This is a genomic window from Vibrio sp. FF145, from assembly GCF_041439075.1.
GTDB classification, from domain to species: domain Bacteria; phylum Pseudomonadota; class Gammaproteobacteria; order Enterobacterales; family Vibrionaceae; genus Vibrio; species Vibrio tasmaniensis_A.
Window position 1 is genome coordinate 60,452 of the sequence record NZ_JBGONH010000001.1, and the last position, 26,313, is coordinate 86,764.

General features: G+C 44.1%; 21 protein-coding genes, 1 riboswitch and 1 other annotated feature (1 of these 23 running past the window's edge). Of the genes, 8 read left to right on the top strand and 13 right to left on the bottom strand.

The window, feature by feature from the left end; all coding sequences use genetic code 11:
• Positions 1 to 128: a sequence feature (His leader region), on the bottom strand; it reaches 8 nt to the left of the window's first position.
• A gap of 189 nt (positions 129 to 317) precedes the next feature.
• A complete protein-coding gene (locus ACED42_RS00295) occupies positions 318 to 1,910 on the bottom strand; it encodes a Na+/H+ antiporter NhaC family protein (protein ID WP_029223134.1) in 1,593 nt (530 codons plus the stop codon).
• A 112-nt stretch (positions 1,911 to 2,022) separates the two neighbouring features.
• Positions 2,023 to 2,200, bottom strand: a riboswitch (Lysine riboswitch).
• 377 nt (positions 2,201 to 2,577) lie between these two features.
• Between ACED42_RS00295 and ACED42_RS00300 the strand changes: the two genes are divergently transcribed.
• Positions 2,578 to 2,988: an H-NS family nucleoid-associated regulatory protein gene (locus tag ACED42_RS00300; protein WP_012604381.1), complete on the top strand. Its 411-nt coding sequence runs from the start codon at positions 2,578 to 2,580 to the stop codon at positions 2,986 to 2,988.
• 167 nt (positions 2,989 to 3,155) lie between these two features.
• On the opposite strand, the gene ACED42_RS00305 is transcribed toward ACED42_RS00300, so the two are convergent.
• Together ACED42_RS00305 and ACED42_RS00310 are read right to left on the bottom strand one after the other, a co-directional pair.
• The gene (locus ACED42_RS00305) at positions 3,156 to 4,460 is read right to left on the bottom strand and encodes an inosine/guanosine kinase (protein WP_009848810.1); all 1,305 of its coding nucleotides are present in this window, start codon (positions 4,458 to 4,460) and stop codon (positions 3,156 to 3,158) included.
• 102 nt (positions 4,461 to 4,562) lie between these two features.
• Positions 4,563 to 4,832 (bottom strand): hypothetical protein, encoded by a 270-nt coding sequence (locus ACED42_RS00310; protein WP_102308039.1) that lies wholly within the window; start codon positions 4,830 to 4,832, stop codon positions 4,563 to 4,565.
• 203 nt (positions 4,833 to 5,035) lie between these two features.
• Between ACED42_RS00310 and mnmA the strand changes: the two genes are divergently transcribed.
• The 3 genes from mnmA (at position 5,036) to purB (ending at position 8,350) form a co-directional block, all read left to right on the top strand.
• Positions 5,036 to 6,172: a tRNA 2-thiouridine(34) synthase MnmA gene (mnmA, locus tag ACED42_RS00315; RefSeq protein WP_009848812.1), complete on the top strand. Its 1,137-nt coding sequence runs from the start codon at positions 5,036 to 5,038 to the stop codon at positions 6,170 to 6,172.
• A 46-nt stretch (positions 6,173 to 6,218) separates the two neighbouring features.
• Complete coding sequence (gene hflD / locus ACED42_RS00320) at positions 6,219 to 6,836, top strand: high frequency lysogenization protein HflD (protein WP_009848813.1); 618 nt, start codon at positions 6,219 to 6,221, stop codon at positions 6,834 to 6,836.
• Between the two features lie 143 nt (positions 6,837 to 6,979).
• Positions 6,980 to 8,350, top strand: a complete 1,371-nt coding sequence (gene purB, locus ACED42_RS00325) for an adenylosuccinate lyase (protein ID WP_009848814.1) — start codon at positions 6,980 to 6,982, stop codon at positions 8,348 to 8,350.
• A gap of 309 nt (positions 8,351 to 8,659) precedes the next feature.
• Here purB and htpX read toward each other — a convergent pair whose 3' ends face one another.
• Positions 8,660 to 9,523 (bottom strand): protease HtpX, encoded by an 864-nt coding sequence (gene htpX / locus ACED42_RS00330; RefSeq protein WP_017098153.1) that lies wholly within the window; start codon positions 9,521 to 9,523, stop codon positions 8,660 to 8,662.
• Between the two features lie 277 nt (positions 9,524 to 9,800).
• Between htpX and ACED42_RS00335 the strand changes: the two genes are divergently transcribed.
• Complete coding sequence (locus tag ACED42_RS00335; protein WP_017078977.1) at positions 9,801 to 9,968, top strand: hypothetical protein; 168 nt, start codon at positions 9,801 to 9,803, stop codon at positions 9,966 to 9,968.
• 113 nt (positions 9,969 to 10,081) lie between these two features.
• On the opposite strand, the gene bioD is transcribed toward ACED42_RS00335, so the two are convergent.
• From bioD to bioB, 4 genes are read right to left on the bottom strand one after another with little or no spacing between them, the layout of a single operon-like run.
• Positions 10,082 to 10,765: a dethiobiotin synthase gene (gene bioD / locus ACED42_RS00340; RefSeq protein WP_029223965.1), complete on the bottom strand. Its 684-nt coding sequence runs from the start codon at positions 10,763 to 10,765 to the stop codon at positions 10,082 to 10,084.
• Complete coding sequence (bioC, locus tag ACED42_RS00345) at positions 10,762 to 11,565, bottom strand: malonyl-ACP O-methyltransferase BioC (protein WP_017098151.1); 804 nt, start codon at positions 11,563 to 11,565, stop codon at positions 10,762 to 10,764. Before bioC ends, bioD begins: the two co-directional genes overlap by 4 nt.
• Entirely contained in the window at positions 11,566 to 12,777 is a 1,212-nt protein-coding gene (gene bioF, locus ACED42_RS00350) for an 8-amino-7-oxononanoate synthase (protein WP_029223964.1), read from the bottom strand.
• Positions 12,764 to 13,816 carry a biotin synthase BioB gene (gene bioB / locus ACED42_RS00355; protein ID WP_371700925.1) on the bottom strand — a complete coding sequence of 351 codons (1,053 nt, stop codon included), beginning with the start codon at positions 13,814 to 13,816 and terminating at the stop codon, positions 12,764 to 12,766. Before bioB ends, bioF begins: the two co-directional genes overlap by 14 nt.
• A 159-nt stretch (positions 13,817 to 13,975) precedes the next feature.
• Between bioB and bioA the strand changes: the two genes are divergently transcribed.
• Both bioA and ACED42_RS00365 read left to right on the top strand, forming a co-directional pair.
• Positions 13,976 to 15,259 (top strand): adenosylmethionine--8-amino-7-oxononanoate transaminase, encoded by a 1,284-nt coding sequence (bioA, locus tag ACED42_RS00360; protein ID WP_102250134.1) that lies wholly within the window; start codon positions 13,976 to 13,978, stop codon positions 15,257 to 15,259.
• A gap of 457 nt (positions 15,260 to 15,716) precedes the next feature.
• The gene (locus ACED42_RS00365) at positions 15,717 to 17,384 is read left to right on the top strand and encodes a response regulator (RefSeq protein WP_371700927.1); all 1,668 of its coding nucleotides are present in this window, start codon (positions 15,717 to 15,719) and stop codon (positions 17,382 to 17,384) included.
• A 110-nt stretch (positions 17,385 to 17,494) separates the two neighbouring features.
• Here ACED42_RS00365 and serS read toward each other — a convergent pair whose 3' ends face one another.
• The 5 genes from serS to lrp form a co-directional block, all read right to left on the bottom strand.
• Positions 17,495 to 18,802: a serine--tRNA ligase gene (gene serS / locus ACED42_RS00370; protein WP_004734554.1), complete on the bottom strand. Its 1,308-nt coding sequence runs from the start codon at positions 18,800 to 18,802 to the stop codon at positions 17,495 to 17,497.
• A gap of 142 nt (positions 18,803 to 18,944) precedes the next feature.
• Positions 18,945 to 20,300, bottom strand: a complete 1,356-nt coding sequence (locus ACED42_RS00375; RefSeq protein ID WP_017098146.1) for a replication-associated recombination protein A — start codon at positions 20,298 to 20,300, stop codon at positions 18,945 to 18,947.
• A gap of 64 nt (positions 20,301 to 20,364) precedes the next feature.
• Entirely contained in the window at positions 20,365 to 20,961 is a 597-nt protein-coding gene (gene lolA / locus ACED42_RS00380) for an outer membrane lipoprotein chaperone LolA (RefSeq protein WP_009848826.1), read from the bottom strand.
• Between the two features lie 75 nt (positions 20,962 to 21,036).
• Entirely contained in the window at positions 21,037 to 24,198 is a 3,162-nt protein-coding gene (locus ACED42_RS00385) for a DNA translocase FtsK 4TM domain-containing protein (protein ID WP_371700929.1), read from the bottom strand.
• 163 nt (positions 24,199 to 24,361) lie between these two features.
• A complete protein-coding gene (lrp, locus tag ACED42_RS00390) occupies positions 24,362 to 24,856 on the bottom strand; it encodes a leucine-responsive transcriptional regulator Lrp (RefSeq protein WP_004734558.1) in 495 nt (164 codons plus the stop codon).
• A gap of 156 nt (positions 24,857 to 25,012) precedes the next feature.
• Here lrp and ald point away from each other — a divergent pair, with 156 nt between their 5' ends.
• Complete coding sequence (ald, locus tag ACED42_RS00395; protein WP_371700931.1) at positions 25,013 to 26,137, top strand: alanine dehydrogenase; 1,125 nt, start codon at positions 25,013 to 25,015, stop codon at positions 26,135 to 26,137.
• Positions 26,138 to 26,313 lie beyond the last annotated feature (176 nt).

The following is a 26,313-nucleotide window of genomic DNA, read 5'->3' on the forward strand; positions in this document are numbered from 1 at the left end:
ACCCTCGGAAGACTTTGTCGTCCCGAGGGTTTAAATCTAAATTCTTTGACTTAACCTCCGGGAGAATTCTTGCTCCCGGGTATACGTAAATCTCCCCGAAAGACTAGATAGGGTGATGATGGTGATGAATGTTCATTACTAATTTACGCATACTTATCAGCTCTTAGGTTGTTTGCTGTCTTGTCTCCACACTAACTAAGCTGACACCCTTTTTCAACCATTTATTCGAACTTTTTTCACGAAATTTAAAATTAAATTAACGAACACAAAAAAAGGGAGGCAAACGCCTCCCTTCTCATTATTCAATCAAATGATGATTAGCTTTTACACGTTGCTATCTTGCAACGAGAGAAATAAGCCAATGCAAAACATACCGCAACAAACGTTAGAGACGCTGCGCCAAATGCAATGCCAGTTGATGATGTCATTCCTAGGGTGATAAAACCAATACACGATACGAACGCCACAGACAGCGCGTAAGGGAGCTGAGTCGATACGTGGTCAATGTGGTTACAACGCGCACCTGTAGAAGACAGAATCGTTGTATCCGAGATTGGAGAACAGTGATCACCAAATACAGAACCCGCAAGAACCGCACTTAGCATAGGAAGAATTAGCGCGATGTCAGAGGCAGCAGCCATGTCACCCGCAATCGGTAACATGATACCGAACGTACCCCAAGATGTACCTGTCGAGAACGCCATTAGGCCAGCAAGAAGGAACAAGATAACCGGTAGCCAGTGGTAATCGATGTTACCTGTTGCTAGAGAGGATAGGTACGAACCTGTTTTCATGTCGCCAATAACAGAACCAATCGTCCATGCAAATACAAGGATAAGGATAGCGCCAAACATTGAGCTTGCACCAATCCACATTGTTCTTGTGATATCAGCCATAGGCAGTTTCTGTTTGAATACCGTTGCTAGCGCAACGAGTAAACCAATAACACCACCGTAAACCAGAGACTTACCTACATCTGTATTTTCAAATGCACCAAGCAAGTTGAATGCTTGACCATCAGCAGTAAGCGCTTGGCCACCGGTGTAAAGCATTGCTGCAACCGTCGCGACGATTAACGCTACGATTGGCATAACGAGATCAGAAACAGAACCGTTTTCGCTCTCTTGAATATCTAGCTCTTCGTTTAGATCGTGCGCTTGCTTTTGATCATTATCACCTTCAAAACCACGGCCTTGAGAGGCTTCGATCTCATGCTCGCGCATTTTGCCAACATCTAAACCAAACCACGCAACAGCAAACACCATTAATAGCGCGAACACAGCGTAGAAGTTCATTGGGATAAGGCGAACGTAAGCACCCAGTGCAGAATACTCTGTCACACCATGTGTCACTAAGATACCACCAATGATAGTGATTATGTAAGCACCCCAGCTAGAAGCAGGCATGATCACACACATAGGAGCAGCAGTTGAATCTAGGATATAAGCTAGCTTAGCGCGAGATACGTAGAAGCGGTCAGTTACAGGGCGAGAGATGGCACCTACCGCTAAGCTGTTGAAGTAATCATCAACAAAGATGAATACACCTAAAAATGCAGCAAGTAGTTTTGAGCCACGTTTGCTCTTAACACGAGACTGTGCCCACTCAGCGAATGCGCGAGTACCGCCAGACAGTGTTAATAATGCCGTTGTCATTCCAAGGATAATTAGGAAAGCAACGATGCTCATGTTCCAAGTGTTAATACCACCATCTTCGATGAAAACACCAGATACTTTAGTAAAGACGTAGCTAGCTGCGTTACCTACTGAGTAGTCAGCAAGTAGAATCGCACCCATGACGATACCGACACCCAAGGAAACTAATACACGACGGGTAACAATAGCAAGAGTCAAGGCAACCAAGGGAGGAAGCAGCGATAAAGGCGATGTTGCAAAATCTATTAAATTCATGATCTTCAAAAACCAGTTTTTTATTTGGCTAGAGATCTACTGCAGATAAACTTGATACGGCTTATCAAGCTCATGTTGAACTAAGCGAAAGGGAAGTGAACACTTCACCCAACCCTACAGTAGCGCTCCATAGTTTAAAATTAAGACTATGGCAGTGTTGTACCTATTGAGCACAACCCCAGCAAATTGCTTAGATATACAATTTACTTCGGCAATTACACCTTTCATTCCCGTTCATTGGCATCACCCCAACGAAAACTACTCTTTATAATTGCACCTCTACGTGCGGTAACATTATTAACCGTGTAAACCAGAGTTTAACAACAGATTAACCAAAGCACCGCATCAGGTAGCCGCAATTGTACCCATCAAGAGCAACAATGCAACATATCATTCCGAGAAAAATAGTTTTTTGTTAATGAAGTAATCAATAGAAGAATAGTCAACTTTTACGGATTACTCCACTTAACACATATCAGATCTCACCTGTTTTTTTTAAGATATTCTTAATAGTTATTATAAGTTCATTAGAGGTCTATCTTTTCATCTTAAAGCACTCGTCTCATTTTTTTATTTAAATAACTAATAGAAGAAATACTATTTGTTTTATTCTTAGCCTCTGTTTATTATTAGGAGGATTACTTAGTTTACCTTGATGGGAAATATCATGTCTGAATTAACAAAAACTCTATTAAATATCCGTAGCCTTCGTGCGTTCTCACGTGAATTAACTCTTGAGCAACTTGAAGAAGCGCTAGACAAGCTGACTATTGTTGTACAAGAACGTCAAGAGTCTGAAGCTGAAGAACGCGCAGCAAAAGCAGAGCAAGAAGCTAAGCTTTCTGCTATCGCAGAACAAATTGCAAAAGACGGAATCGATGTTGCCGATCTTATTGCTGCACTTTCTGGTGAAGCAAAATCTAAAACAACAAAATCTAAACGTGCTCCTCGCCCTGCGAAATACAAATACGTAGACGCGAATGGCGACGAGAAAACTTGGACAGGTCAAGGCCGTACGCCTTCAGCTATCCAAGAACAACTAGATGCTGGTAAATCTCTAGAAGAGTTTGCTCTTTAAGGCATCGAGTTTGCTAAGTGAATAATCAATAACCCACTAAGCAATAGAATTAATATTTAAGTCGACTAAAGTATTATTTACGGCTTCAATATATTCAGAAACAAAAAAGGCTCCTTTCGGAGCCTTTTTTATATTTCTAATAGTGAAATATAAATCAAAAAAATGCCTTATCTTTCCCAGTACGCTTCTTCTAGACTATCTTCTCTTTCAGGAAGGCCTCGAGATAATCGTGGCGAGTGCTGAACTAATACTTCATAACTTGCGCGGTTTGAATATTTACAAACTTGTGAGAAAGAAGAATACGTCAAGAATGAATGCTGATGCTTACTTGAGTTAGGCACATTTTCTTTATGGTACTTATTAGCGGCCATATCATGTAATAGAGCAGACAACGCAGCATCACCGGCACCATTAGTATTCTTAATCTTTTCTGGGCCGCCCATGTAAGGTGCGATATGCGAATAGATTTTCGTTGGATTTTCGCATAAATCTTTATGTGCGGGACGACTAAACTCATAACGGTTAAATTCAGCAATCGAGCCTGGTAACAACGGTAATGATGTTTCACGCTTCACTGCATCTTCTGTGTAACCCGCCATAAACAAGCCCACAGGGCCTGCTGTACATAGAACTAAGTCTACCCAATCTAGTGCTTTGTCTGAAGCAGCTAGAGGATCGCTTTCACCAGTTAATGCTTCAGCTTCATCTTCGTTCATTGCAACAACGGTTACATGTTGTTCAAGGAAATCTTTCCAAAACTCTGGATCATCTTGAATAACGAATTTAGTACCAAGCGTTAAAACAACAGGTACATCGTATTTCTTCGCGTACTCAATAGCTTTCATTGTTGCTTCAGGCATAGGGTCACCTGGTTTACAACGAACTAAATACGCCGTTAATACTAAAGCAGAAGCACTTTTGAAAATTTTCTCAGGAATGCTTTCTGGTTTTAATTGGTTCATTTGTCCTTCGCTAATTGCGAAAGTACGTTCACCATCTTCTGTAATTAATGCAAAGCAGCGACCAATTGCGCCATCTACCCCTTGTAAATGGTTCAGATCCATTCTGCTTGATGTATTACATAAATAGCGGTAACCGTAGCTACCAATTTTAATATCTTGGCTCATTACACCCAATAGTGTTGAACGGTCATCCGCCAATACTGAGTAGTTGTGTAATGTATTACCAATTGTGCCACCTGCGTATTCATTAGTGATCAGGCACTGTTCTTTTAATTCTTGATACAAAGATTCAGCAGCTTCATCACCAATAACCAAAGAGTGTCCCTTACTTAAGCCATATTTTTCGATTAGCTCAGAACTCACCTTTGCTTCAATATCCACCAAAGTTTGGTCAATACCGATAATATGGGTACGTGACATTCTTTTGCTCGTTTGAGCTTGGCTTACTAAAGGGTCACGAGCGTGAACCGGAAAATAGTGCTTTGATTTACGTTGTCCAGGGAATTTCATAGGGCTAGTCTAAGTCAAGGGGAAATAGGTGGCGGATTCTACCGCGCTATATTTAACGCGGCAATCTTTCAAACTATAGCAAACGTTTGCTAGGCTATTTTTTTATTCGCCTTCCATAAAGCTAAGATCAGGCAGCATGCCCAAATGCTCGGCGTAACGTTTTTGATTAAACTCTGCGCCGTTTTTCATTACATCAAATACTTCAATTGCCAGTGCACATGCCATCGCTGCAATTGCCTCTTCACGAGGTGTACCTGTCATCATTAAACGCATTAGCGTCTCTTTAACTTTTACTGGTTGCCCATCTTCAAGTTGGTTCTCGACAATCTCGATCAACTGTTCTTCTTGCATAAACTCATTTTGTTCAGACATTTTTTATCTCAGCTCTTGGATTTTGAGCGACTATGCCACATATAGATCTGACATCCTAGCGAGTCTCCTCGCGTTCATGCGATTCTCTAACGAAGTCAGCGCATTATTTGTGCAAATGAAACTGTGATTCCGGTCTCGGATCTGTCACGGTGTTTCTCTTTCTGTTAGAATCTGCGACCAAGTAATAGTAACGGTGTTTAGACATGTCAGATATCAGCTCTGGAAACAGCGAAAAGAAAGTAATTGTCGGTATGTCCGGCGGTGTAGATTCGTCAGTATCGGCGTATCTTCTTCAGCAACAAGGCTATCAGGTAGAAGGCCTTTTCATGAAAAACTGGGAAGAAGACGATAACGAAGAATACTGCACGGCAGCTGAAGACCTTGCTGATGCTCAAGCGGTATGTGACAAGTTAGGTATCCACCTTCACACTATCAACTTTGCAGCAGAGTACTGGGATAATGTATTCGAGTACTTTCTGGAAGAATACAAAGCGGGTCGTACACCGAACCCAGATATCCTTTGTAACAAAGAAATCAAATTCAAAGCATTCTTAGAGTTTGCGGATGAAGTATTAGACGCAGACTACATCGCGATGGGTCACTATGTTCGTCGTACTTTCCCAACACAAGAAGAGCTAGACGCTGGTGCGAAGCCAGAAATGCTACGCGGCCTAGACGGCAATAAAGACCAAAGTTATTTCCTTTATACGCTAAGCTCAGATCAAGTGGCACGCAGCCTATTCCCTGTGGGTGAATTAGAGAAGCCAGAAGTACGACGTATTGCTGAAGAGCAAGACTTGATCACTGCGAAAAAGAAAGATTCAACAGGCATCTGCTTTATTGGTGAGCGCAAGTTCACTGAGTTCTTAGGCAAATACCTACCCGCTCAACCGGGAAACATCGAGACACCAGAAGGCCAAGTTATTGGGCAACATCAAGGCTTGATGTACCACACGCTAGGCCAACGTAAAGGCCTGCATATCGGTGGCACCAAAGGTGGCGGCGGTAATGAAGAACCATGGTTTGTTGGTGAAAAAGATCTTAAACGTAATGTTCTGATCGCGGTACAAGGTAAAGACCACCCTCTTTTAAAATCAGAAGGTTTGATCGCTTCTCAGCTTCATTGGGTTAATCGCACACCAATTACTGAAGTTATGACGTGCACGGTAAAAACACGTTACCGTCAGACCGATATTCCTTGTACAATCATCCCAATTGATGATGAGAACATTAAGGTTATTTTTGACGAACCACAAATTGCAGTGACCCCAGGTCAATCAGCAGTGTTCTACCTAGACAACGTATGTCTTGGTGGTGGTATCATTGAAAAGCGCATCTAACCAATAAACGAACGACAAACAATAGAAGACAACTAGGAGTTACTACGTGGCTAATACACTTTATGACCGTACTATTGCTTTCGCTGGAATTTGCCAAGCTGTGGCTTTGGTTCAACAAGTAGCGAAAGACGGCCATTGTGATAAAGATGCCTTCGAAGCTTCACTCAGTGCCATTTTAAATACCAATCCAGCGAACACCGTGGGTGTCTTTGGACGTGAAGCGAACCTAAAGCTTGGCCTTGAGTGCTTAGTAAAAGGTATCGATAGTACTCCCGCTGGTAGCGATATTACTCGCTACATCATCAGCTTGATGGCACTTGAGCGTAAGCTATCTTCTCGTAACGACTCTATGTCTCAGCTTGGCGATCGTATTCAAACTGCAGAACGTCAAACTGAACACTTTGATCTGTTTGACGAGCAAATGATCAGCAACCTAGCCAGTATCTACCTTGATGTTGTGAGCCCTATCGGCCCGCGTATTCAGGTTTCTGGTACGCCAGCTGTACTTCAACAGACGTCGAGCCAGCATAAGGTTCGTGCCCTGCTGTTATCAGGAATTCGAAGCGCTGTGTTATGGCGTCAAGTTGGCGGTAAACGTCGCCACCTTATCTTCGGTCGCAAGAAGATGATCGAGCAGGCTCAAATCCTGCTAGCTCGCATGTGATTTATTAGCTCGCGCCTCGTCGCGAGCTTGTTTTTTGTACCAACACAACTCTCACGCAAACGATTGCGCAATATGCGTGACAATTGAGATTGTTACTGGTATAAACCTCTCAAAATTTAGAAAATTCAATTCAGGAGAACACCATGGAACTGTCAGCATTGACTGCTGTTTCACCAGTAGACGGCCGTTACGGAAGCAAGACTGTTGCATTACGCAGCATCTTTAGTGAGTTTGGCCTACTAAAGTACCGCTCTATCGTTGAAGTTCGTTGGTTACAAAAGCTTGCAGCTACAGATGCAATCAAAGAAGTACCAGCGTTCAGTGCAGAAGCTAACCAGTTTCTTGATGAACTAGCTGCTAACTTCAGTGAAGAAGATGCTCTACGTATCAAAGAGATCGAGCGCACGACTAACCACGACGTTAAAGCGGTTGAGTACTTCTTGAAAGAGAAAGTTGCTGGCGTTCCTGAACTTCACGCTGTAAACGAATTTATTCACTTTGCATGTACTTCTGAAGACATCAACAACACATCTCACGCGCTTATGCTTAAAGAAGCTCGTGACACAGTGATTCTTCCAGAAATCCGTAACGTAATTGATGCTATCAAAGCGCTTGCGAACGAGTACCGTGACATTCCATTACTGTCTCGTACACACGGTCAGCCTGCTTCTCCTTCTACTATGGGTAAAGAGATGGCTAACGTTGCGTACCGTATGGAACGTCAATACAAGCAAATCGAAAACGTTGAGATCCTAGCGAAAATCAACGGTGCTGTAGGTAACTACAACGCACACCTTTCTGCATACCCAGAAGTTGAATGGCACCAGTTCAGCGAAGAGTTCATCACTGAATCTCTTGGCGTAACTTGGAACCCGTACACAACTCAAATCGAACCTCACGATTACATCGCTGAGCTTTTTGATGCAGTTGCACGTTTCAACACTATCCTTCTAGACTTCGACCGTGACGTTTGGGGCTACATCGCTCTTGGTCACTTCAAGCAGAAGACTATTGCTGGCGAAATCGGTTCTTCTACAATGCCGCATAAAGTTAACCCAATTGACTTCGAAAACTCTGAAGGCAACCTTGGTCTAGCAAACGCAGTATTCAGCCACCTTGCACAAAAGCTTCCAGTTTCTCGCTGGCAGCGTGACCTTACTGACTCTACGGTTCTTCGTAACCTAGGTGTTGGTGTTGGCTACGCTATCATTGCATACACTTCAACTCTGAAAGGTATTAGCAAGCTAGAAGTTAACCGTGAAGCGCTACTTGCTGAACTAGACAAGAACTGGGAAGTACTAGCAGAACCAGTACAAACAGTAATGCGCCGTTACGGCATCGAGAAGCCATACGAGAAGCTAAAAGAGCTAACTCGTGGTAAACGTGTAGATGGCGAAGGCATGCGTGCATTCATCGACGGCCTTGAAATCCCTGCAGACGAGAAAGTTCGCCTAAAAGAGATGACACCTGCGAACTACATCGGTCAAGCTATCGAGCTAACTGACAAGCTGTAGGATTCGAAGTTCGAATCACAGAATAGACTAAGGCTTCCCATGTGGAAGCCTTTTTGTTGAGCGGAAGAAAGTGCACTGAGCAAGAGCTGTAATCAAAAGAACATAGCCCCCCTCCTAATTACCCTATACATGTCAGTCCGTGCGATATCAACCAATAAATATCGCAACGCTTCATCACTAGTAACCCTCTATCACCAGACACATATCCCTCGGATACTTACTGTCTTGAACACCAAAATCAAAAAAGGCCTCCCGAAGGAAGCCTTTAAAAGGTCTCTTGTCGACTAGCGACTGAGAATTACGTAGCGATTACATGTTACGTAGAGATGCAATACGCTTGTCTAGTGGTGGGTGGCTCATCAGAAGCTCAGTAAGCGATTTCTTGCCGTTGATACCAAATGCCATCATAGAACCTTCTAGTTGTGGCTCATGGCTCACCTTAAGACGTTCTAGTGCTGCTATCATCTTCTCTTTACCTACTAAGTGCGCAGCACCTGCATCGGCATGGAATTCACGATGACGGCTGTACCACATCGTAATGAAGCTTGCTAAGAAACCAAATACTAATTCCAGCACCATAGACACACCAAAGTACACCATCATGTTGCTGCCACCCTCTTCTTCGTTGTCATTCGACGCAACAATGTTGGCGATGAAACGAGATAGGAAGATAACGAACGTGTTCACCACGCCCTGCATTAGCGTCATGGTCACCATATCACCGTTCGCGATGTGACTCACTTCATGCGCTAACACTGCTTCAGCTTCATCACGCGTCATGTTGTGTAGCAGACCCGTAGAGACTGCTACTAATGAATCATTACGCTTAGCGCCCGTCGCAAACGCGTTGATGTCTGGCGAATCGTAAATCGCCACCGTTGGCATACCAATACCAACTTGTTGAGACTGACGGCTTACTGTCTCCATCAACCAATGTTCGGTTTCGTTACGTGGACTTTCAATGACCATACCGCCTACCGATCGTAGCGCCATTTTCTTTGACATCATCAATGAAATGAATGAGCCACCAAAGCCAAATACTGCAGCCATCACCAATAAGCCTGATAGGCTACCAGGTTGCATACCTGTAACTGCGTATACAATATTAAGAACAACACTTAGTACCAATACAACCGCTAGGTTGGTTGCAAGGAACAACATTACTCGCTTCATTACTTATCTCCGCATGAAAGCTGTTTTTATAAAACTTATTATTATAGACAAGGCAGACAGCAATTTATTCCAACCTTGAAGACTTATACTTACTTATACATATAGTCTTAGATTAAGAAAACAAGGTTAAGCATTAAATTGCAACATTTGATTACGAGACCATATTCGAATCACCTCCAGTCTATTAGACCTAAGTCGTATGGTGTCGGTATAACAATCCGTTTACAGTGGCTTCAGATGATTTATTGGCTAGTCCATGTACAAAAAGGGAAGAATCATGGTTGAAGGTACTAACACTCAAATGGCTATCGATTTACTGTGCTGTCACCTAGGGATTACTGAAGAAGAAGCAAAAAAGCAGATTGGGATCCTAACACCGCAAACGGCACAGACAAAAATCACAGAAACACAGCAAGCACTAATGGGACTTACAAAAGAACACTAACCCATAGCGACTTGTTCAAAGGCCAGTTGTTTATAAACTCATGGCCAAAAGGCTTAACATAGCAAAAGGGCTGCAATCGCAGCCCTTTTCTTGTTTAACGTATAACTCGAAGTTTAAAGGTCGAGCAATGGCTGTATATCAATATACTTACCAATGTTCTTAGACTTTGCTCTTGGCACATACGGAATTTCACCTAACTTCGGTGCACCTAGCTTATCTTCAAGCATCGCTATAATTTCAGCGTAATGTTCAGTACCTGGGTTAATGCGGTTTGCAACCCAACCCACTAGGTTCAGTCCATCAGCACGAATTACTTCTGCGGTTAGCAGTGCATGACTCAAACAGCCAAGCTTAATACCGACCGTCAATACCACTGGCAGCTGCTCTTTTTTGACCCAGCTAGACAAATATTCTTCATCAGAAACCGGTACACGCCAACCACCAGCACCTTCAACTAACACGATGTCAGAGTTTCGCTTATGCTCTGCCAACTTAGCTGATAATACGGTTTCATCAATCACGACACCATCATGCTTTGCTGCAATGTGTGGTGATGATGGTAGCAACAACGCATACGGGTTAACGTCTTCGTAGGCGATATCTTGCGTCGCAGCTTCTTGAAGATGCAGTGCATCACTATTACGTAATCCCTCAGGGGATTGTTCACACCCTGCGGCAACTGGCTTGTAGCCTATTGTTGATAACTCTTGTGCGGCTAAAGCTTGAAGAATCGCTTTTGAAACCACAGTTTTTCCCACTTCGGTATCCGTACCTGCAATGAATAATGCATCAATCATAATTGAATAACCCCTAAACAAACTTGATATGTTGCTGGTAAGAAACCTTGATGGTTTTTAAACTCTCTATATTCCCGCTCAACAAGCCGCAACATTCGGCGACTTGTTAAACCTTGTGAGCGACCACTTACGTGATTAGCGCCGATACCTTTAAGGTCGCGCATCAGTTCAAACGCAGTGTCGTACCAAACGGTGATGGTGGGCAAGTCTAGTTGATGAGCAGTACAGCTAGATTGCGCTAACGCAATTTTTACCTGATTGATTGTAATAAAATGGTTAACGTGTTGATGTGCGTCAATTTTGGACCACGACTTTTTCAGTTCAAACAGTGATCCATCAAGCAAAGTTGAGAAAATAACACGTCCACCAACCGCTGTAACACGCTTCATCTCTCTCAAAGGCGACGACAAGTCGTCACACCATTGCAACGCAAGGCTAGAGAAAACGATGTCAAAGTGCCCGTCTTCAAACGGTAATTGCTCGGCATCGGCTTGTTGATATGAAGAGACTGATACACCACAGCGCTGTTTTGCTTCGTCCAACATTCCATTGGAAAGGTCAGCACATACCACTGCAGCACCTCGCTTAACTAACTGTTCAGAGAAATACCCTGTACCACAACCTAGATCGAGCACCTTTAACCCAGAGAGGTCACTCGGTAGCTTATCCAATAGTCGGTGGCCTACATCGCGCTGAAACTCAGCGTGTTTGTCATAGGTTGCAGCTGCTTTGCCGAAGGCTTCAGCAATCGCACTCTTATCTTGGCTTACGTAATTATGCACTACTGCTTCTTGTGACATTTACTGAGCCTCTTTCTTTAATTCAAAGCTTGATTCTATGCTTGGTTTGCTTCCAGAGTCGTTGCTTCGCTCTATTGCTTGAAGCAACGAGTCAGTTAACTGAAGAATCTGTTCCTGACTATGGTTCGCCGTTAAGGTAATACGCAAACGAGCAGTCCCAATAGGCACCGTTGGTGGCCTTATTGCCGTTACCCAAACTTGATTGCGCTTTAACTCTTCAGCAATAGATAGTGCAGCTTGGGCTTCGCCGATTAAAAATGGCTTGATCGGCGTCTGAGTATCAATAAAGCCTTTCACGCCACTCATCTGCTCAGCATAAAGGGCGCCAAGTTCTGTCAACTTCTCACGACGCCACTCTTGCGTCTGAATCATCTGACACGCATGAGATAAAGCCACCGCTTGTGAAGGTGGCATCGCCGTCGAATACACATGATGCCGAGCAAACTGAGTTAAGTAATCACCCACTTCTGACGAACAAAGAATCGCAGCACCAGAAAGGCCAAATGCTTTACCAAAGGTCACCACCAAAATATCGGGGGAGATTTGTGCCGCACTGCAGCTCCCTGCCCCTTTATCACCTAATACGCCGATACCGTGGGCATCATCAACCACCAACCAACTGTCGTATTGATGAGTTAGGTTAGATATCCGGCTGAGAGGCGCTTGATCGCCATCCATGCTGAACACACCTTCAGTCACGACCAAGGATTGTGGAGTGCGACTCAATAGCGACTCTAAATGTTGCGTGTCGTTGTGCTTAAAGCGTTTCATGGTTGCAGGTGAAAGCATCCCCGCTTCCATCAATGAGGCGTGGTTAAGTTTGTCTTGCAACAGAGAGTCGTCTTTATCGAGCAGAGAAAACAACAAAGCTTGATTAGCACTGAAACCAGAACTAAATAGAATGGCACGTTCAAAGCCAAGCCATTCACACAGCTGAGCCTCTAAATTTCGATGAGCAGGACTAAAACCCGTGACCAATGGCGATGCTGCACTTCCAGCACCATATTTGGAAAGTCCGGTTTGCCATGCATCGACCAGTTCAGGATCGTTTGCCAAGCCTAGGTAATCATTACTCGAAAAGTTAATAAAGCGAGAACCTTCACTATTGAGCAAAGGGCTATTGCTGTTTTCGAGCACCTTAAGTTGACGAGTTAACCCTTGCTCACGGCGATGAGCAAGGGCACTTTTGATGCGAGATTTAAACAGTGGCATCGTAGAACATGTCATCTTTCGTTGGACGAGCAGCAACGCGCTCCACCACTTGATCTAACAGTTCATTTTCTTGAATTTCGTCTGGCTTCTGAGCCACCTGTTGGCTGTTGATACCTAACTTCTTAAACAGCTGCATGTCCGTGTCTTCATCTGGGTTTGGCGTAGTCAGTAGCTTACAGCCGTAGAAGATAGAATTCGCACCCGCCATGAAACACATCGCCTGCATCTGTTCGTTCATGTTCTCACGGCCTGCTGATAAACGAACCGCAGACATTGGCATCATGATACGAGCAATCGCTATCAGTTTGACGAAGTCGAAAGACTCAACATCATCGACGTTTTCCATCGGTGTGCCTTTGACTTTTACGAGCATGTTGATTGGTACACTTTCTGGGTGAACAGGAAGGTTCGCAAGCTCTACCAGCAGGCCTGCACGGTCATTAGTACTTTCGCCCATACCAATAATACCACCAGAACAGATCTTCATACCGGCATCACGCACATGAGATAGCGTATCTAAACGGTCTTGGTAAGTACGAGTGGTGATAATGCTTCCGTAGAACTCCGGAGACGTATCAAGGTTATGGTTGTAGTAATCCAAACCTGCGTCCGCTAACTCACCTGCTTGATCAGGCGTTAACATGCCTAGTGTCATACATGTTTCTAGGCCCATGCCTTTCACACCTTTGATCATGTCAGTTAGGTGAGGCATATCGCGTTCTTTCGGGTTTTTCCATGCGGCGCCCATACAGAAGCGAGTCGAGCCCGCGTTCTTAGCTTTTTGCGCCGCATCCAAAACACGCTCGACTTCCATTAAGCGTTCTTTGTCGACATCCGTTCGGTAGTGAGCACTCTGAGGGCAGTACTTACAATCTTCAGGACAAGCACCTGTCTTAATCGATAACAGTGTACTCACCTGCACGTGGTTGTGCTCTTGGTACTGTCTATGAACCACTTGAGCTTCAAACATTAAATCCATAAACGGTTTTTCAATCAGTGCTCTTACTTCAGCAACTGTCCAGTCATGACGAACTTCCACGTGTCGATCCTTTTTTATTATTTGATGTTACATCTCTATCAATAGAGATTGTATTTATGCTTGGATAGTCTACCGACAAGCTTTAGACTGTCAACACATTGATAATATCAAAAGTTTACATCTGGTTACTTTTTAACCACACCAAGAATGGAAGTTACTATGGATCTCGCCTTTGACCGCCAGCATATCTGGCATCCTTATACATCAACGTTGACACCTCTGACCTGCTACCCAGTCACTAACGCAGACGGCGTTTACCTAGAATTAGAGGGCGGAAAACGAATTATTGATGGTATGTCCTCTTGGTGGTCAACCATCCACGGCTACAATCATCCAGAGCTCAATGCTGCAGCTCACAGCCAAATCGATAAGGTTTCGCATGTTATGTTTGGAGGTATCACCCACCAGCCTGCTATCGATTTATGTAAGAAACTTTTGAACCTAGCACCAAATAATCTCGAGCACGTATTCTTGGCTGATTCAGGTTCAGTAGCCGTAGAGGTTAGCCTCAAGATGGCACTGCAATATTGGCACGCTAAAGGACAACCTCGTTCAAAGTTCCTCACACTAAGAGATGGTTACCACGGTGATACCTTTGCGGCAATGTCAGTGACCGATCCTGATAACTCAATGCATAGTCTCTACAAGGGATTTTTGCCTGAACACGTCTTTGCCGATTCACCAAAAACTGGCTTCTGGGATGAGTGGAACTCCAGTGACATCGATAGCTTTCGAGAAAAGCTAACGGTCCACCACAAAGAAGTGGCAGCTGTGATCTTAGAACCAATCGTTCAAGGCGCTGGCGGTATGCGCATCTACCACCCTGAATTCCTGAGACAAGTACGCTTGCTGTGTGATGAATTCAACGTCTTACTGATCTTGGATGAGATTGCGACCGGCTTTGGCCGTACAGGGAAATTGTTTGCTTGCGAACATGCCGATGTTCAACCTGATATCTTATGCGTAGGGAAGGCTTTAACTGGTGGCTACATGACGCTGTCAGCGACGCTTGCGAGTAAAGATGTCGCCGACACGGTATGTGGCGGTGAAGCCGGGTGCTTTATGCACGGGCCAACCTTCATGGGCAACCCTTTAGCTTGTGCAGTAGGTGCGGCAAGTTTGTCCATCATAGAGCAAGGTCATTGGCAAAATCAGACTCATCAGATTGAACAACTCTTTTCTGAGTTACTACCGCCTCTACTCAAGCATGCTCTTGTCAAAGATGTTCGCTGGTTGGGCGCCATTGGCGTCGTTGAAACCCACACACCTGTCGATATGGAAACCATCCAAGCTCACTTTGTTGAACAAGGCGTTTGGATACGTCCGTTCGGGAAGTTGATTTATATGATGCCTCCTTTCATTAGCAAGGCTGAGCACATCGAACAACTTGTTTCATCTATTGACAAAGCCCTCCAACAATCTGCTTGCTTCAAACCAAGTTGATTTAACAAACATCATTTAGAAAACCTATAAGCCGCCCATAAAATACTAACGGCGGCTTATCCTTCACGTGAAAAACCAGCCAACAAACACACCCCAAGCCATTGTTTTATCTTTGATTTGAACTCGAAAAACCCCACAAATAAATTTAATCGTCTCCATAAAAACAATTAGCAAAAGAGTGTTACCTATCGGGTAAAAAGCCGTCATAAAATACGCGCCATTTTGGGACTGAATATAATGAATGACCTTCCTTATTCGAGTTCATCTCAGAATCAAATTAGCCAATATTTTTAACTCCTATTAGATAAAAATATTCGCAAAAAAAGAATCCAATTCTAGCGAAGGCTTATATCAACTTCGTAGAAACCTAACGCTTCTTGTTTTGTCGGTCGTGCAAGACATCAAGACAATCCGCAATAGCTACGTAATTCACGTCAGTAAATAATTTAAAGTAAGCATGAAATTAACCCAACTAAATGCACTTATCATTGATGACTCAACGATAGTGTTATCAACCATTCGTAACATGCTGGTTCATATTGGTTTTTCAGAACGTTTGATTGCCATTGCGAAATCACCTCGTGTTGCAATGACCATCACGAATGACTCAACTTTTGATGTCATCATTTGTGATTACAACTTTGGTAACACGATCAACGGCAAACAGCTATTTGAAGAATTGAAGCAAGCCAACAGATTAAAAGATGACGGAATATTTATTCTTGTTACAGGTGAAAATTCAGCTCTATCGATACGCCCTATCCTTGAACTACGACCTGACAACTATTTGTTAAAACCGTTTAACCGCGAAACTCTAAAACAGCGCATCACCAGTTCCTTAAGGAAGAAGCTGATTTTACAAGACATTTATAAGGCTGAGAGAGAAAATAACTATGAAGCGGGCCTAGAGCATTGCGAAGGGCTTGCCGCGTTTCATCCCGAATACTTCGCAACAATCCAGCAATTTAGAGGGAGCTTTCTATCAAAACTAGAGCTCTACGAGGAAGCCAAGAATGTCTATCAGAAAGCGATAGATGAAGGCAGTTTTGATTGGGCTCAAGCAGGATTAGCAAACAGCCTTGCGAATTTGGGGCAGCTTAGCGAAGCACAGTCGATGATTGAAAGTTTGATCAATTCTGCGCCAACCTGCACTTTGTATCGAGACCAAGCAGCTCAAGTAAACCTGATCAGCAATAAGGTTCCGGCAGCCATTGCTCACTTCAAGTTAGCGAGTAAACTAACACCAGGTAACTCTGAGAGAGAGCTTGCAATCGCAAATCTATGCTTATCGGTTAATGATACTAAAACAGCGCTATTCCACTACCAAAACCATGTGCAAATCAATAAGGACACCTTTCGAGACAACCTATATATGAAGCTAAGTCATATACGATTCTTGCTCTATTACGCCTCAGATGGCATCGATAAGCAAGCGAATTTGGGTCACGTCAATTACTTAATTTCGAAGATCCCTACCGAGGCAAGATCAGGGCTTCAAACTGACTTAGCACTTATCGCAGCTCACATCGCGATGGAAGCTAACCAATATCAAAAAGCAGTCACTATACTAACCGCATTGCACGATAAGAATGACTTTGATGCCTTCCCTGTGATTTATCACCATGCATGGTTATTGGATAGGATGAGCTGTGAAAACGAGTTTAAAATTGCGGAAAACCGTTGCAGCATGTTGATAGTGAAAACAGCGAGCGAGACAGTGGTTTCAAGTCAGATAACGATGTGCACTGAGATGAAACATCGCAACACCGCAAAAATGAACTGGCTCAAAGAGAAGAATATCGGCATCAAACTAGCAAAGTCAGACTACAAACAGGTGCTTGTGGCTTACTTAGATATTCATAAACGATGTCCGATGATCAAGAACGTATGTATGAATACGATAAAATTGCTCTCTGTTATTTGGCCTGATTCAATGGGTGCAAAACAAGTGCTAACCATCATCAAGCAATGTGACGAAGTGATCACACAGCTTTATACGATTGATGAGCTGACACAAAACAACTATCAAAACTATTACCGAAAGGCGCTTCTGGCATGTAAGCAAGCAGACTTGGCCTGGAAACAAGCAAACAATACTTCCGAGGCTGCCTTCTCATATATGTAGCTTCTATTTAAACAACGTCCGCATACAAAAAAGGCTTTGCCATTACAGCAAAGCCTTTTAAATATTCTAACAAGTCAGATTAATCTAAATTTGATTAACCAAAATTGGCATTAGCCGATGTGCGTTACGCCGCCCATGTATGGTTGAAGTACTGTTGGGATAGCAATACGGCCATCTGCTTCTTGGTTGTTCTCAAGAATAGCAACCATAGTACGACCAACAGCAAGACCAGAACCGTTAAGTGTGTGTACAAGTTCAGGTTTCTTCTCGCCTTTACGACGGAAACGAGCTTGCATACGACGCGCTTGGAAATCCCACATGTTTGAACAAGAAGAAATTTCACGGTATGTCTCTTGTGCTGGAACCCAGACTTCTAAGTCGTAAGTTTTCGCAGAACCGAAGCCCATGTCACCCGTACATAGAATCACTTTACGGTAAGGAAGCTCTAGAAGTTGAAGTACTTTCTCAGCGTGACCTGTTAGCTCTTCAAGCGCTGCCATTGAGTCTTCTGGCTTAGTAATTTGTACTAATTCAACTTTGTCGAATTGGTGCATACGGATAAGACCACGAGTGTCACGACCGTAAGAACCCGCTTCAGAACGGAAACATGGAGTGTGAGCTGTCATCTTAAGTGGCAGTTCAGCTTCATCAGTAATCGTGTCACGAACCATGTTCGTTACCGGTACTTCCGCAGTTGGGATAAGCGATAACGTCTTAAGCGGTACATCACTTACTTGCTCAGTTAGCGGGCTTGTGTGGAACAAGTCTTCGCCGAACTTAGGAAGTTGACCAGTACCGTATAGGCTATCGTGGTTCACTAGGTACGGTACGTACATTTCTGTGTAGCCGTGCTCATCAGTGTGAAGGTCCAGCATGAACTGAGCAATAGCACGGTGTAGACGTGCGAATTTGCCTTTCATCACGATAAAACGAGAACCAGAGATTTTAACTGCGCTAGCAAAATCAAGACCGCCAGACATTTCGCCAAGATCCACGTGATCTTTCACTTCGAAGTCGTAAGTCTTAGGTTGACCCCAACGAGAAACTTCTACGTTGTCGTCTTCATCTTTACCGTCTGGCACTTCTGCGTCAGGTAGGTTAGGAATTGACATTGTGATCGTTTCTAGCTCAGATTGAAGCTCAGCCAATGTTACTTTAGCTTGGTCTAGTTCTGCGCCTAAGTTGCCTACTTCTGCAAGGATACGCTCAGCTTCTTCATGGTCGCCTTTTGCTTTCGCTTGACCAATGGACTTCGATCGAGAGTTACGTAACGCTTGTAGCTCTTCAGTTTTCATCTGAAGGGACTTACGTTTTTCTTCAAGTTCACGAATTGTCTCTACATCAAGGGTGAAGCCTCGACGTGCTAATTTTGCCGCTGTTTCATCCAGCTCAGCTCGAAGTAATTTAGAATCCAGCATTGCTAATCCTATGCTTTAGTTATTTGAATATTCAGTAGATTGCTACTGAATCACTGCTAAACCCCTAAAACTGGTGCTATTTCGACCAATTTGTAACGATTTAATTGAATTTTTATGACTAGGTAACGATATCCAAAAAAGACTACTTTTCATAGCGTTTTTGTGGGCTTTTTGCGTCCAAATCCGCCAGATAATCTAGCTTCTCGCCAATTTTGGTCTCTAAGCCTCGTTTTGTTGGGAAATAGTATTGTGTTTCGCCCATTTCAGGCGGCAAATACTTTTCTCCAGCGGCGTAGGCGCCTGGTTCATCATGAGCATAACGGTATTCTTGCCCGTAGCCCATGTCCTTCATCAAAGTTGTGGGTGCATTACGTAAATGATGAGGGACTTCATATTCAGGAAGGTTGTGAGCATCCGTTAAGGCTTGCTTCCAAGCCGTGTAAACAGCGTTACTCTTTGGCGCACACGCTAAATAGACAACCGCCTGCGCAATCGCACGCTCCCCTTCTGCTGGGCCAATACGCGTGAAGCAATCCCAAGCCGACATTGCGACCTGCATTGCTCTTGGATCAGCATTACCAATATCTTCAGAAGCAATCGCCAGCAAGCGTCTTACTATATACAAAGGGTCACAACCCGCTGCAATCATTCGCGCCGACCAATACAACGCAGCATCGGGATTAGAGCCTCGAATCGACTTATGAACGGCGGAGATTAGGTCGTACCAAATATCACCCTTGTTATCGAAACGAGCAACCTTCTCACCAGCCACCTCAGCTAACAACTGCAATGTTATCGCTTTCTCGCCTTTGTCGTTGTCTTCCGCCATGTCATACAGCAGCTCTAGATAGTTGAGCGACATACGTGCATCACCGTTGACCAGCTCCGCAAGACGATCTAATACGTTATCAGCAAAATCAGCCGACACATCACCCAAGCCACGCTGTTTATCTTCAATGGCTTGGCGAATGACGAGGGAGATATCCTCAGTATTAAGCGAAGTCAGTTTGTAGACACGCGCACGTGATAACAAAGCGTTGTTTAACTCAAAAGAAGGGTTTTCTGTGGTCGCGCCGATAAACGTAACCGTGCCATCTTCGATATGAGGTAGAAAAGCATCTTGCTGGCTTTTGTTAAAGCGATGGACTTCGTCCACAAATAAAATCGTTCTACGCCCTGCTTGCTTGTTCTCACGCGCTTTTTCAATGGCGATACGAATGTCTTTTACACCCGAAGTCACTGCTGACACGCGCTCGACTTCTGCATTGGCGTAATTAGCTGCCACTTCTGCCAGCGTGGTTTTACCGGTGCCCGGAGGCCCCCATAAAATCATGGAGTGGATATGGCCCGCCTCCAACGCTCTGCGAAGGGGTTTACCTGGACCTAATATATGCTGCTGACCAATATACTGTTCAACAGTTTCAGGTCTCATACGAGCAGCAAGGGGACGAAAATCTTCGTCCCCCGCAAAATCTAAGCTGTAATTACTCAATTGCAATCTCTTGATTCGTTGATGGCATCAATACCTATCGACTTACTACCAAACGATCTGCCAGTTTGGATCAGTTTCTTTGGTCGTCGACCTCGACACCTTCCGGCGCCACAAAAGTAAAGCGGTCAGCAGCAGGTTTACCTAAGTCAACATTGTTAAAGGTAAACTCACCTTTTTGGCCGTCTTGTTCAATCACATTAAAGCCCTGAACAATGCCTTTCTCGGTGATGTTAATCTGGAAATCGCCCTGATTAGAGTCCACAGCCGTTGGCGTTAGCGTAAATTGGTTACCCGTTTGCGCAACATTGTAGTTATCCCAATCACTTGCTTGGTTACGAGTCAGCAATACAAATGGCGTTTGCGATGTGGCTTGTTCTTGCCAGTAAATGCTCACTTGTTCAATGAACGGGCTGTAGTACCACAAGCTTTGACCATCAGAGACCAATAGGTTTTCATCAGGGAAAGTCGTTTCCCAACGGAACAAGCTAGGGCGTGCGATCTCTACTGTGCCCTCGCCTTCCATCACAACATCACCGTCAGGGCTGGTGACAACTTGTTTAAAGTCAGCGCTAAAACCTGCATTCAGCGACAAGCGGCTACTCAACTCTTCTTTCGGAGAAGCAAATACTGAGAAGCTCATAAATAAAAGTGCGAATACTTTTTTCATCAATAATCCTGTTAGAACATAAGTCGGTCATGTTTTGGTTTTGACCGACTGAATAGTTATGAGTTCCTATTGGAACTAATCTTTTGGTGGCGCTGGCGCCAAGACTTCTCGGTTACCGTTATGTCCTGGAGCACTGACAATACCTTGAGCTTCTAATTGCTCGACAATTCGTGCGGCACGGTTGTAGCCGATCTTAAATCGACGTTGCACACCAGAAACCGAACCTCGGCGTGAATGAACAACATATTCGACAACTTGATCAAACAGAGGATCGACTTCTTCATCGCCTTCCATCTTCTCACCCGGCAATAGTGTTTCTGGGGTTTGGTCGCCGTTCGTAATCTCTTCAATATAGTTTGGCTTACCACGTGCTTTCCAGTTATTCACGACCGCGTGTACATCATCATCAGATGCAAACGCACCGTGTACACGAGTTGTGTGGCTTGAACCCGGTGGTAAGTACAACATATCACCCATACCCAATAATGATTCTGCACCACCTTGGTCAAGAATCGTTCGAGAGTCCGTTTTGGTTGATACAGTAAAGGCTACACGTGTCGGGATATTGGCTTTAATAAGACCCGTAATAACATCCACTGACGGGCGCTGAGTCGCTAGGATCAAGTGAACACCCGCCGCACGTGCTTTTTGTGCCAAACGAGCAATCAATTCTTCAACTTTCTTACCTACTACCATGATTAAATCGGCGAATTCATCGACGACAACTACGATGTAAGGCAGTTTTTCCAATAATGGTGCTTCAGGGTCCATGCTGTCGCCCGGTTTCCACAGAGGATCATGAATTGGGTGACCCGCTTCCGCAGCCATCTTCAATTTGTCGTTGTAGCCTTTAATGTTACGAACACCAAGTGCCGACATCAGTTTATAACGACGTTCCATTTCGCCAACACACCAACGAAGGGCGTTAGACGCATCTTTCATGTCAGTAACGACTTCAGACAATAGATGTGGAATACCTTCATAGATAGACAATTCCAACATTTTCGGGTCAATCATGATGAAACGAACGTCTTCTGGCGATGCCTTGTAAAGCATACTCAAGATCATCACGTTCACACCCACCGACTTACCAGAACCGGTGGTACCTGCAACCAGTACGTGTGGCATCTTCGATAAATCAGCAATAACCGCTTCACCTGCAATATCTTGTCCTAGAACAACGGTCGTTGGTGACGTCGCTTCTTGGAACTGAGGGCTACCTACCACATCGGAGAAGAATACGGTTTGACGGCTCATGTTCGGCAATTCCAAACCAACATAAGGTTTACCCGGTATTACCTCTACGACCCGCACTGCCAATGCAGAAAGTGAACGCGCTAAGTCCATAGAAAGACCAGAAATACGGCTCACTTTCACGCCAGGAGCCAGATCGAGTTCGAATCGAGTGATGACAGGGCCAGGGAAGATATCAACCACATCAGCTTTGATTTTGTAATCGGCTAATTTAGATTCAACAAGACGAGCAATCGCCTCTAGTGCATCGCGGTCAATAAAGGTTTCACGTTTTTCAGGGTGGAACAACAGCTCAAGTGTTGGCAATGGCTCGGCAGGTTTGGGCAAATTCACATCTTGCTGTACCAAGAACGGGTTTTGTGTCGCCGCCATATTCGCTTGCGCTTCAGATACCAGATTTTGGAATGCTGCTACATCTTGGTCTTGGTCTTGGTCTTGGTCTTGGTCTTGGTGCACAGACTCATCTTCCGTGACTTCTTCCCATGGAAGATCAACAGCAAGCTCTTCAGTTTGTTCGTTAGCTTGTTCAAACTCCGCATTACCTTGCTGGGCAGCGAAAGGCTCTTGTTGCTCAGTATTAACATCTTCAATCGATACCGGTTGGAACACTGAAGTTTGTTCATCTTGCTCTTCCGCCATATCAAACGGAGATGCTTGCACTGAAGAATCGTCTTCGATTGTTTCTTCTGTTTCATCCACTGGCGAAGCATATAAAGATTCAGGCTGAACGTCTTCTGCACCGAGTTCACCCTCGACTTCAGAGGAACTATCCGTTGCTGTTTCAGCACTATCAAAATCACTATGAGTTGGACTAACTTCCGCTTGTTCGTTTTGCATGTATTGTTGGTACGCAACCTGAGATTCATGTGCGTCAACTTGCTCTTGAGCCGCTAGATCATCTTCATACATAGCGGCGTGCTCAAGCTGCTCTATCGTTGCATTCAACTGCTTCGAACGCTCAATACCTTCTTCTAATGGTTCTTCTGGCGCTTGGTAAACAGGCGCAGCAGGGATCGGCTCAGGTTCAACTTCAGGTTGACGTTGAATATCAGACACTTCTTGAGCTGAAGCGTCTTGCTTCGCTGGCGCCTCGACAGGCATATGAATATTGTAATGGCGCTTCGGCGACGCGGCACTGTCTAGCGCATTTGTAGCCTCGCCTGAAGACTCATTGGTCGCTGAGAAGCTCATCGCAGGATCTAGTAGATCATGCTCTTTTGATTCTTTGTTATCTTCTAAAGCAGGAACATCACGGTAACTCGGCTCTTGATGACGTTCTTCGATTAAATCGCGGTCTGCCGATTCTGTTAACTGAGGTTCAAGCAGCTCTTGATCTTGGCCGCGCGCCTTATTAACGGCTGACGTAAAGAATTTGATTGCACACTCGCCTAACCATTCAACAATACTTAACCAAGAAATGCCCGTTAATAGGGTAAAGCCAGCTCCCCATAAGAAAAGAAGAACCAACGTACTGCCCAGAACGTTCAGCGTTGGAAGTGCAAGACTTGTTAATACATCACCGACTACACCACCAGATGAAAAGTACCAAATATCATCGAAGTTGATATCCGCTAAACCACAGCTAGTAAGAACAAGGACAGTCAGTCCAAGTAAACGAGTACCCCACAGCATGAAATCGATCTGCTCATCTTCATTACGTTTACGGAATAATACCCACGCAGCAACCGTCACCAAGATAGGTAAAGGATAAGCTAAAGAACCAAACACAAAGAAAAGCGTATCCGCCAACCATGCACCTACGTAGCCTCCTGCATTTTGAATATCACCACCCCAAGCCGTTTGCGACCATGATGGGTCAGCAGGGCTAAAAGTTAATAACGCAACGGCAAGTAGAATAGAGAAGAGAACACCTAGAATTAGGCTGCACTCTTTTAGACGTTGAGAACCACTTAAACGAGGAGACTGAGGCTCTTCACTCGTTTTAATGATTGTTTCTACTTTATTACTGCTCTGCTTGAACATAAACCAACTTAATAATTAAACGGGATAAAAACATCTCGAGCGGCAATAGCCGCTCGTTTCAATGAAACTACTGTTGATTTAACCATATCAAACAGAAAAACCCAATTCCAGAAAGCAAGAAAGCGGAACAAATGTCCGCTTTCTTTCATTTCACCAATTGTGATTAACGAGTTTTAATCACAAGTTGATTGGTTTGTTTCACTTCTTCCATTACAACGTAAGTTCGAGTGTCGTTTACGCCTGGTAGACGAAGTAACGTATCACCCAGTAGCTTACGGTAAGCACCCATATCAGATACACGTGTTTTTAGAAGATAGTCAAAATCACCCGACACTAAATGACACTCTTGGATGTCATCCAGTTTCTGCACAGCGGTGTTGAATTGTTCGAACACATCTGGCGCACCACGGTTCAACGTAATTTCAACAAACACTAAAAGTGAAGCATCAAGGTACTGTGGGTTCAGCAATGCTGTGTACCCAGTAATGTAACCTTGACGCTCTAAACGACGAACACGCTCAAGACATGGAGTTGGAGAAAGTCCTACTCGTTTTGAGAGTTCAACGTTTGAGATACGACCGTCTTTTTGCAACTCATTAAGAATGTTGCGGTCAATACGATCTAGTTCCTTGGACGGCTTCTTATAATTGTCTGCCATTTTTTATTCCACCTTATTACTTCCTTGCAAAAAAATATACTACAACTTTTTAATATTCAGTATCAAATTTTACTTAAACATATCTATACTAGATATTAATTCGACAGAATTACCCTACACATAGATAAAACAACCAAAATAAAATGAGGAGTCAGGATGATCATTGGCGTACCTAAGGAAATCAAGAACCACGAATACCGCGTTGGTATGACCCCAGCTAGCGTGAGAGAACTAATCTCACACGGCCACCAAGTTTTTGTAGAAACCAATGCCGGTAATGGTATCGGTTTTTCAGACGATGATTACATCGCTGTAGGCGCATCCATTCTTCCTACTGCTGCTGACGTTTTCACGAAAGCAGAAATGATTGTAAAGGTTAAAGAACCTCAAGCTGTCGAGCGAGCTATGCTTCGCGAAGGGCAAATATTATTTACCTATTTACACCTTGCACCAGATTTTCCACAAACGGAAGAGCTAATCAAGAGCAAAGCTGTCTGCGTAGCCTATGAGACTGTAACAGATAATATGGGTCGCTTGCCACTATTAGCACCAATGTCTGAAGTCGCTGGTCGCATGTCTATTCAAGCAGGTGCACAAACACTAGAGAAATCTAACGGTGGTTGTGGTCTTCTTCTTGGCGGCGTTCCAGGTGTTGAGCCAGCAAAAGTTGTTGTTGTTGGCGGCGGTGTTGTTGGTGCTAACGCAGCACGTATGGCTGTTGGCCTTCGTGCAGACGTAACCATTCTTGATCGCAACGTAGATACGCTTCGTCGTCTTGATGAAGAATTCCAAGGTCGCGCAAAAGTGGTTTATTCTACTGAAGACGCTATTGAGAAGCATGTTCTAGAAGCAGACCTAGTGATTGGTGCAGTACTAATCCCAGGCGCAGCCGCTCCTAAACTTGTTACAAAAGATCACATCGCTAAGATGAAGCCAGGTTCAGCAGTTGTTGACGTTGCAATCGACCAAGGTGGTTGTTTCGAAACTTCACACGCGACAACTCATGCCGATCCAACTTACATCGTTGATGACGTAGTTCACTACTGTGTTGCTAACATGCCAGGTGCCGTTGCTCGTACTTCTACTTACGCACTAAACAATGCAACACTTCCTTACATTGTTAAGCTAGCGAACAAAGGTTACCGCGAAGCACTTCTATCTGATGAAGGTTTCCTAGAAGGTCTAAACGTAATCCACGGTAAAGTGACTTGTAAAGAAGTTGCAGAAAGCTTTGACCTAGAATACGTAGCGCCTGCAGAAGCAATCGCGATGTTTAACTAATGATGTAATGGCTAACTGAACGCAATAACCTTCTCGTTGAAGCGTTCAGTTAATTCAGACACATTAAACAAAAAGCCAGTACGACATTATGTCGCGCTGGCTTTTTTGTATTTATCATTTTTTTGTATTTATAACTTTATTTTGCATTCATGATGTTAGATCGTAAAAACACGTAC

Excerpts from the sequence above, each read along its gene's own strand:
- ACED42_RS00300 (WP_012604381.1), top strand. The coding sequence starts at position 2,578 with ATGTCTGAATTAACAAAAACTCTATTAAATATCCGTAGCCTTCGTGCG.
- ACED42_RS00335 (WP_017078977.1), top strand. The coding sequence starts at position 9,801 with ATGGTTGAAGGTACTAACACTCAAATGGCTATCGATTTACTGTGCTGT.
- ACED42_RS00295 (WP_029223134.1), bottom strand. The coding sequence starts at position 1,910 with ATGAATTTAATAGATTTTGCAACATCGCCTTTATCGCTGCTTCCTCCC.
- ACED42_RS00310 (WP_102308039.1), bottom strand. The coding sequence starts at position 4,832 with ATGTCTGAACAAAATGAGTTTATGCAAGAAGAACAGTTGATCGAGATT.
- ACED42_RS00305 (WP_009848810.1), bottom strand. The coding sequence starts at position 4,460 with ATGAAATTCCCTGGACAACGTAAATCAAAGCACTATTTTCCGGTTCAC.
- purB (WP_009848814.1), top strand. The coding sequence starts at position 6,980 with ATGGAACTGTCAGCATTGACTGCTGTTTCACCAGTAGACGGCCGTTAC.
- bioA (WP_102250134.1), top strand. The coding sequence starts at position 13,976 with ATGGATCTCGCCTTTGACCGCCAGCATATCTGGCATCCTTATACATCA.
- htpX (WP_017098153.1), bottom strand. The coding sequence starts at position 9,523 with ATGAAGCGAGTAATGTTGTTCCTTGCAACCAACCTAGCGGTTGTATTG.
- lrp (WP_004734558.1), bottom strand. The coding sequence starts at position 24,856 with ATGGCAGACAATTATAAGAAGCCGTCCAAGGAACTAGATCGTATTGAC.
- bioF (WP_029223964.1), bottom strand. The coding sequence starts at position 12,777 with ATGCCACTGTTTAAATCTCGCATCAAAAGTGCCCTTGCTCATCGCCGT.
- ACED42_RS00385 (WP_371700929.1), bottom strand. The coding sequence starts at position 24,198 with ATGTTCAAGCAGAGCAGTAATAAAGTAGAAACAATCATTAAAACGAGT.
- serS (WP_004734554.1), bottom strand. The coding sequence starts at position 18,802 with ATGCTGGATTCTAAATTACTTCGAGCTGAGCTGGATGAAACAGCGGCA.
- mnmA (WP_009848812.1), top strand. The coding sequence starts at position 5,036 with ATGTCAGATATCAGCTCTGGAAACAGCGAAAAGAAAGTAATTGTCGGT.
- bioC (WP_017098151.1), bottom strand. The coding sequence starts at position 11,565 with ATGTCACAAGAAGCAGTAGTGCATAATTACGTAAGCCAAGATAAGAGT.
- bioD (WP_029223965.1), bottom strand. The coding sequence starts at position 10,765 with ATGATTGATGCATTATTCATTGCAGGTACGGATACCGAAGTGGGAAAA.
- ACED42_RS00365 (WP_371700927.1), top strand. The coding sequence starts at position 15,717 with ATGAAATTAACCCAACTAAATGCACTTATCATTGATGACTCAACGATA.
- lolA (WP_009848826.1), bottom strand. The coding sequence starts at position 20,961 with ATGAAAAAAGTATTCGCACTTTTATTTATGAGCTTCTCAGTATTTGCT.
- ald (WP_371700931.1), top strand. The coding sequence starts at position 25,013 with ATGATCATTGGCGTACCTAAGGAAATCAAGAACCACGAATACCGCGTT.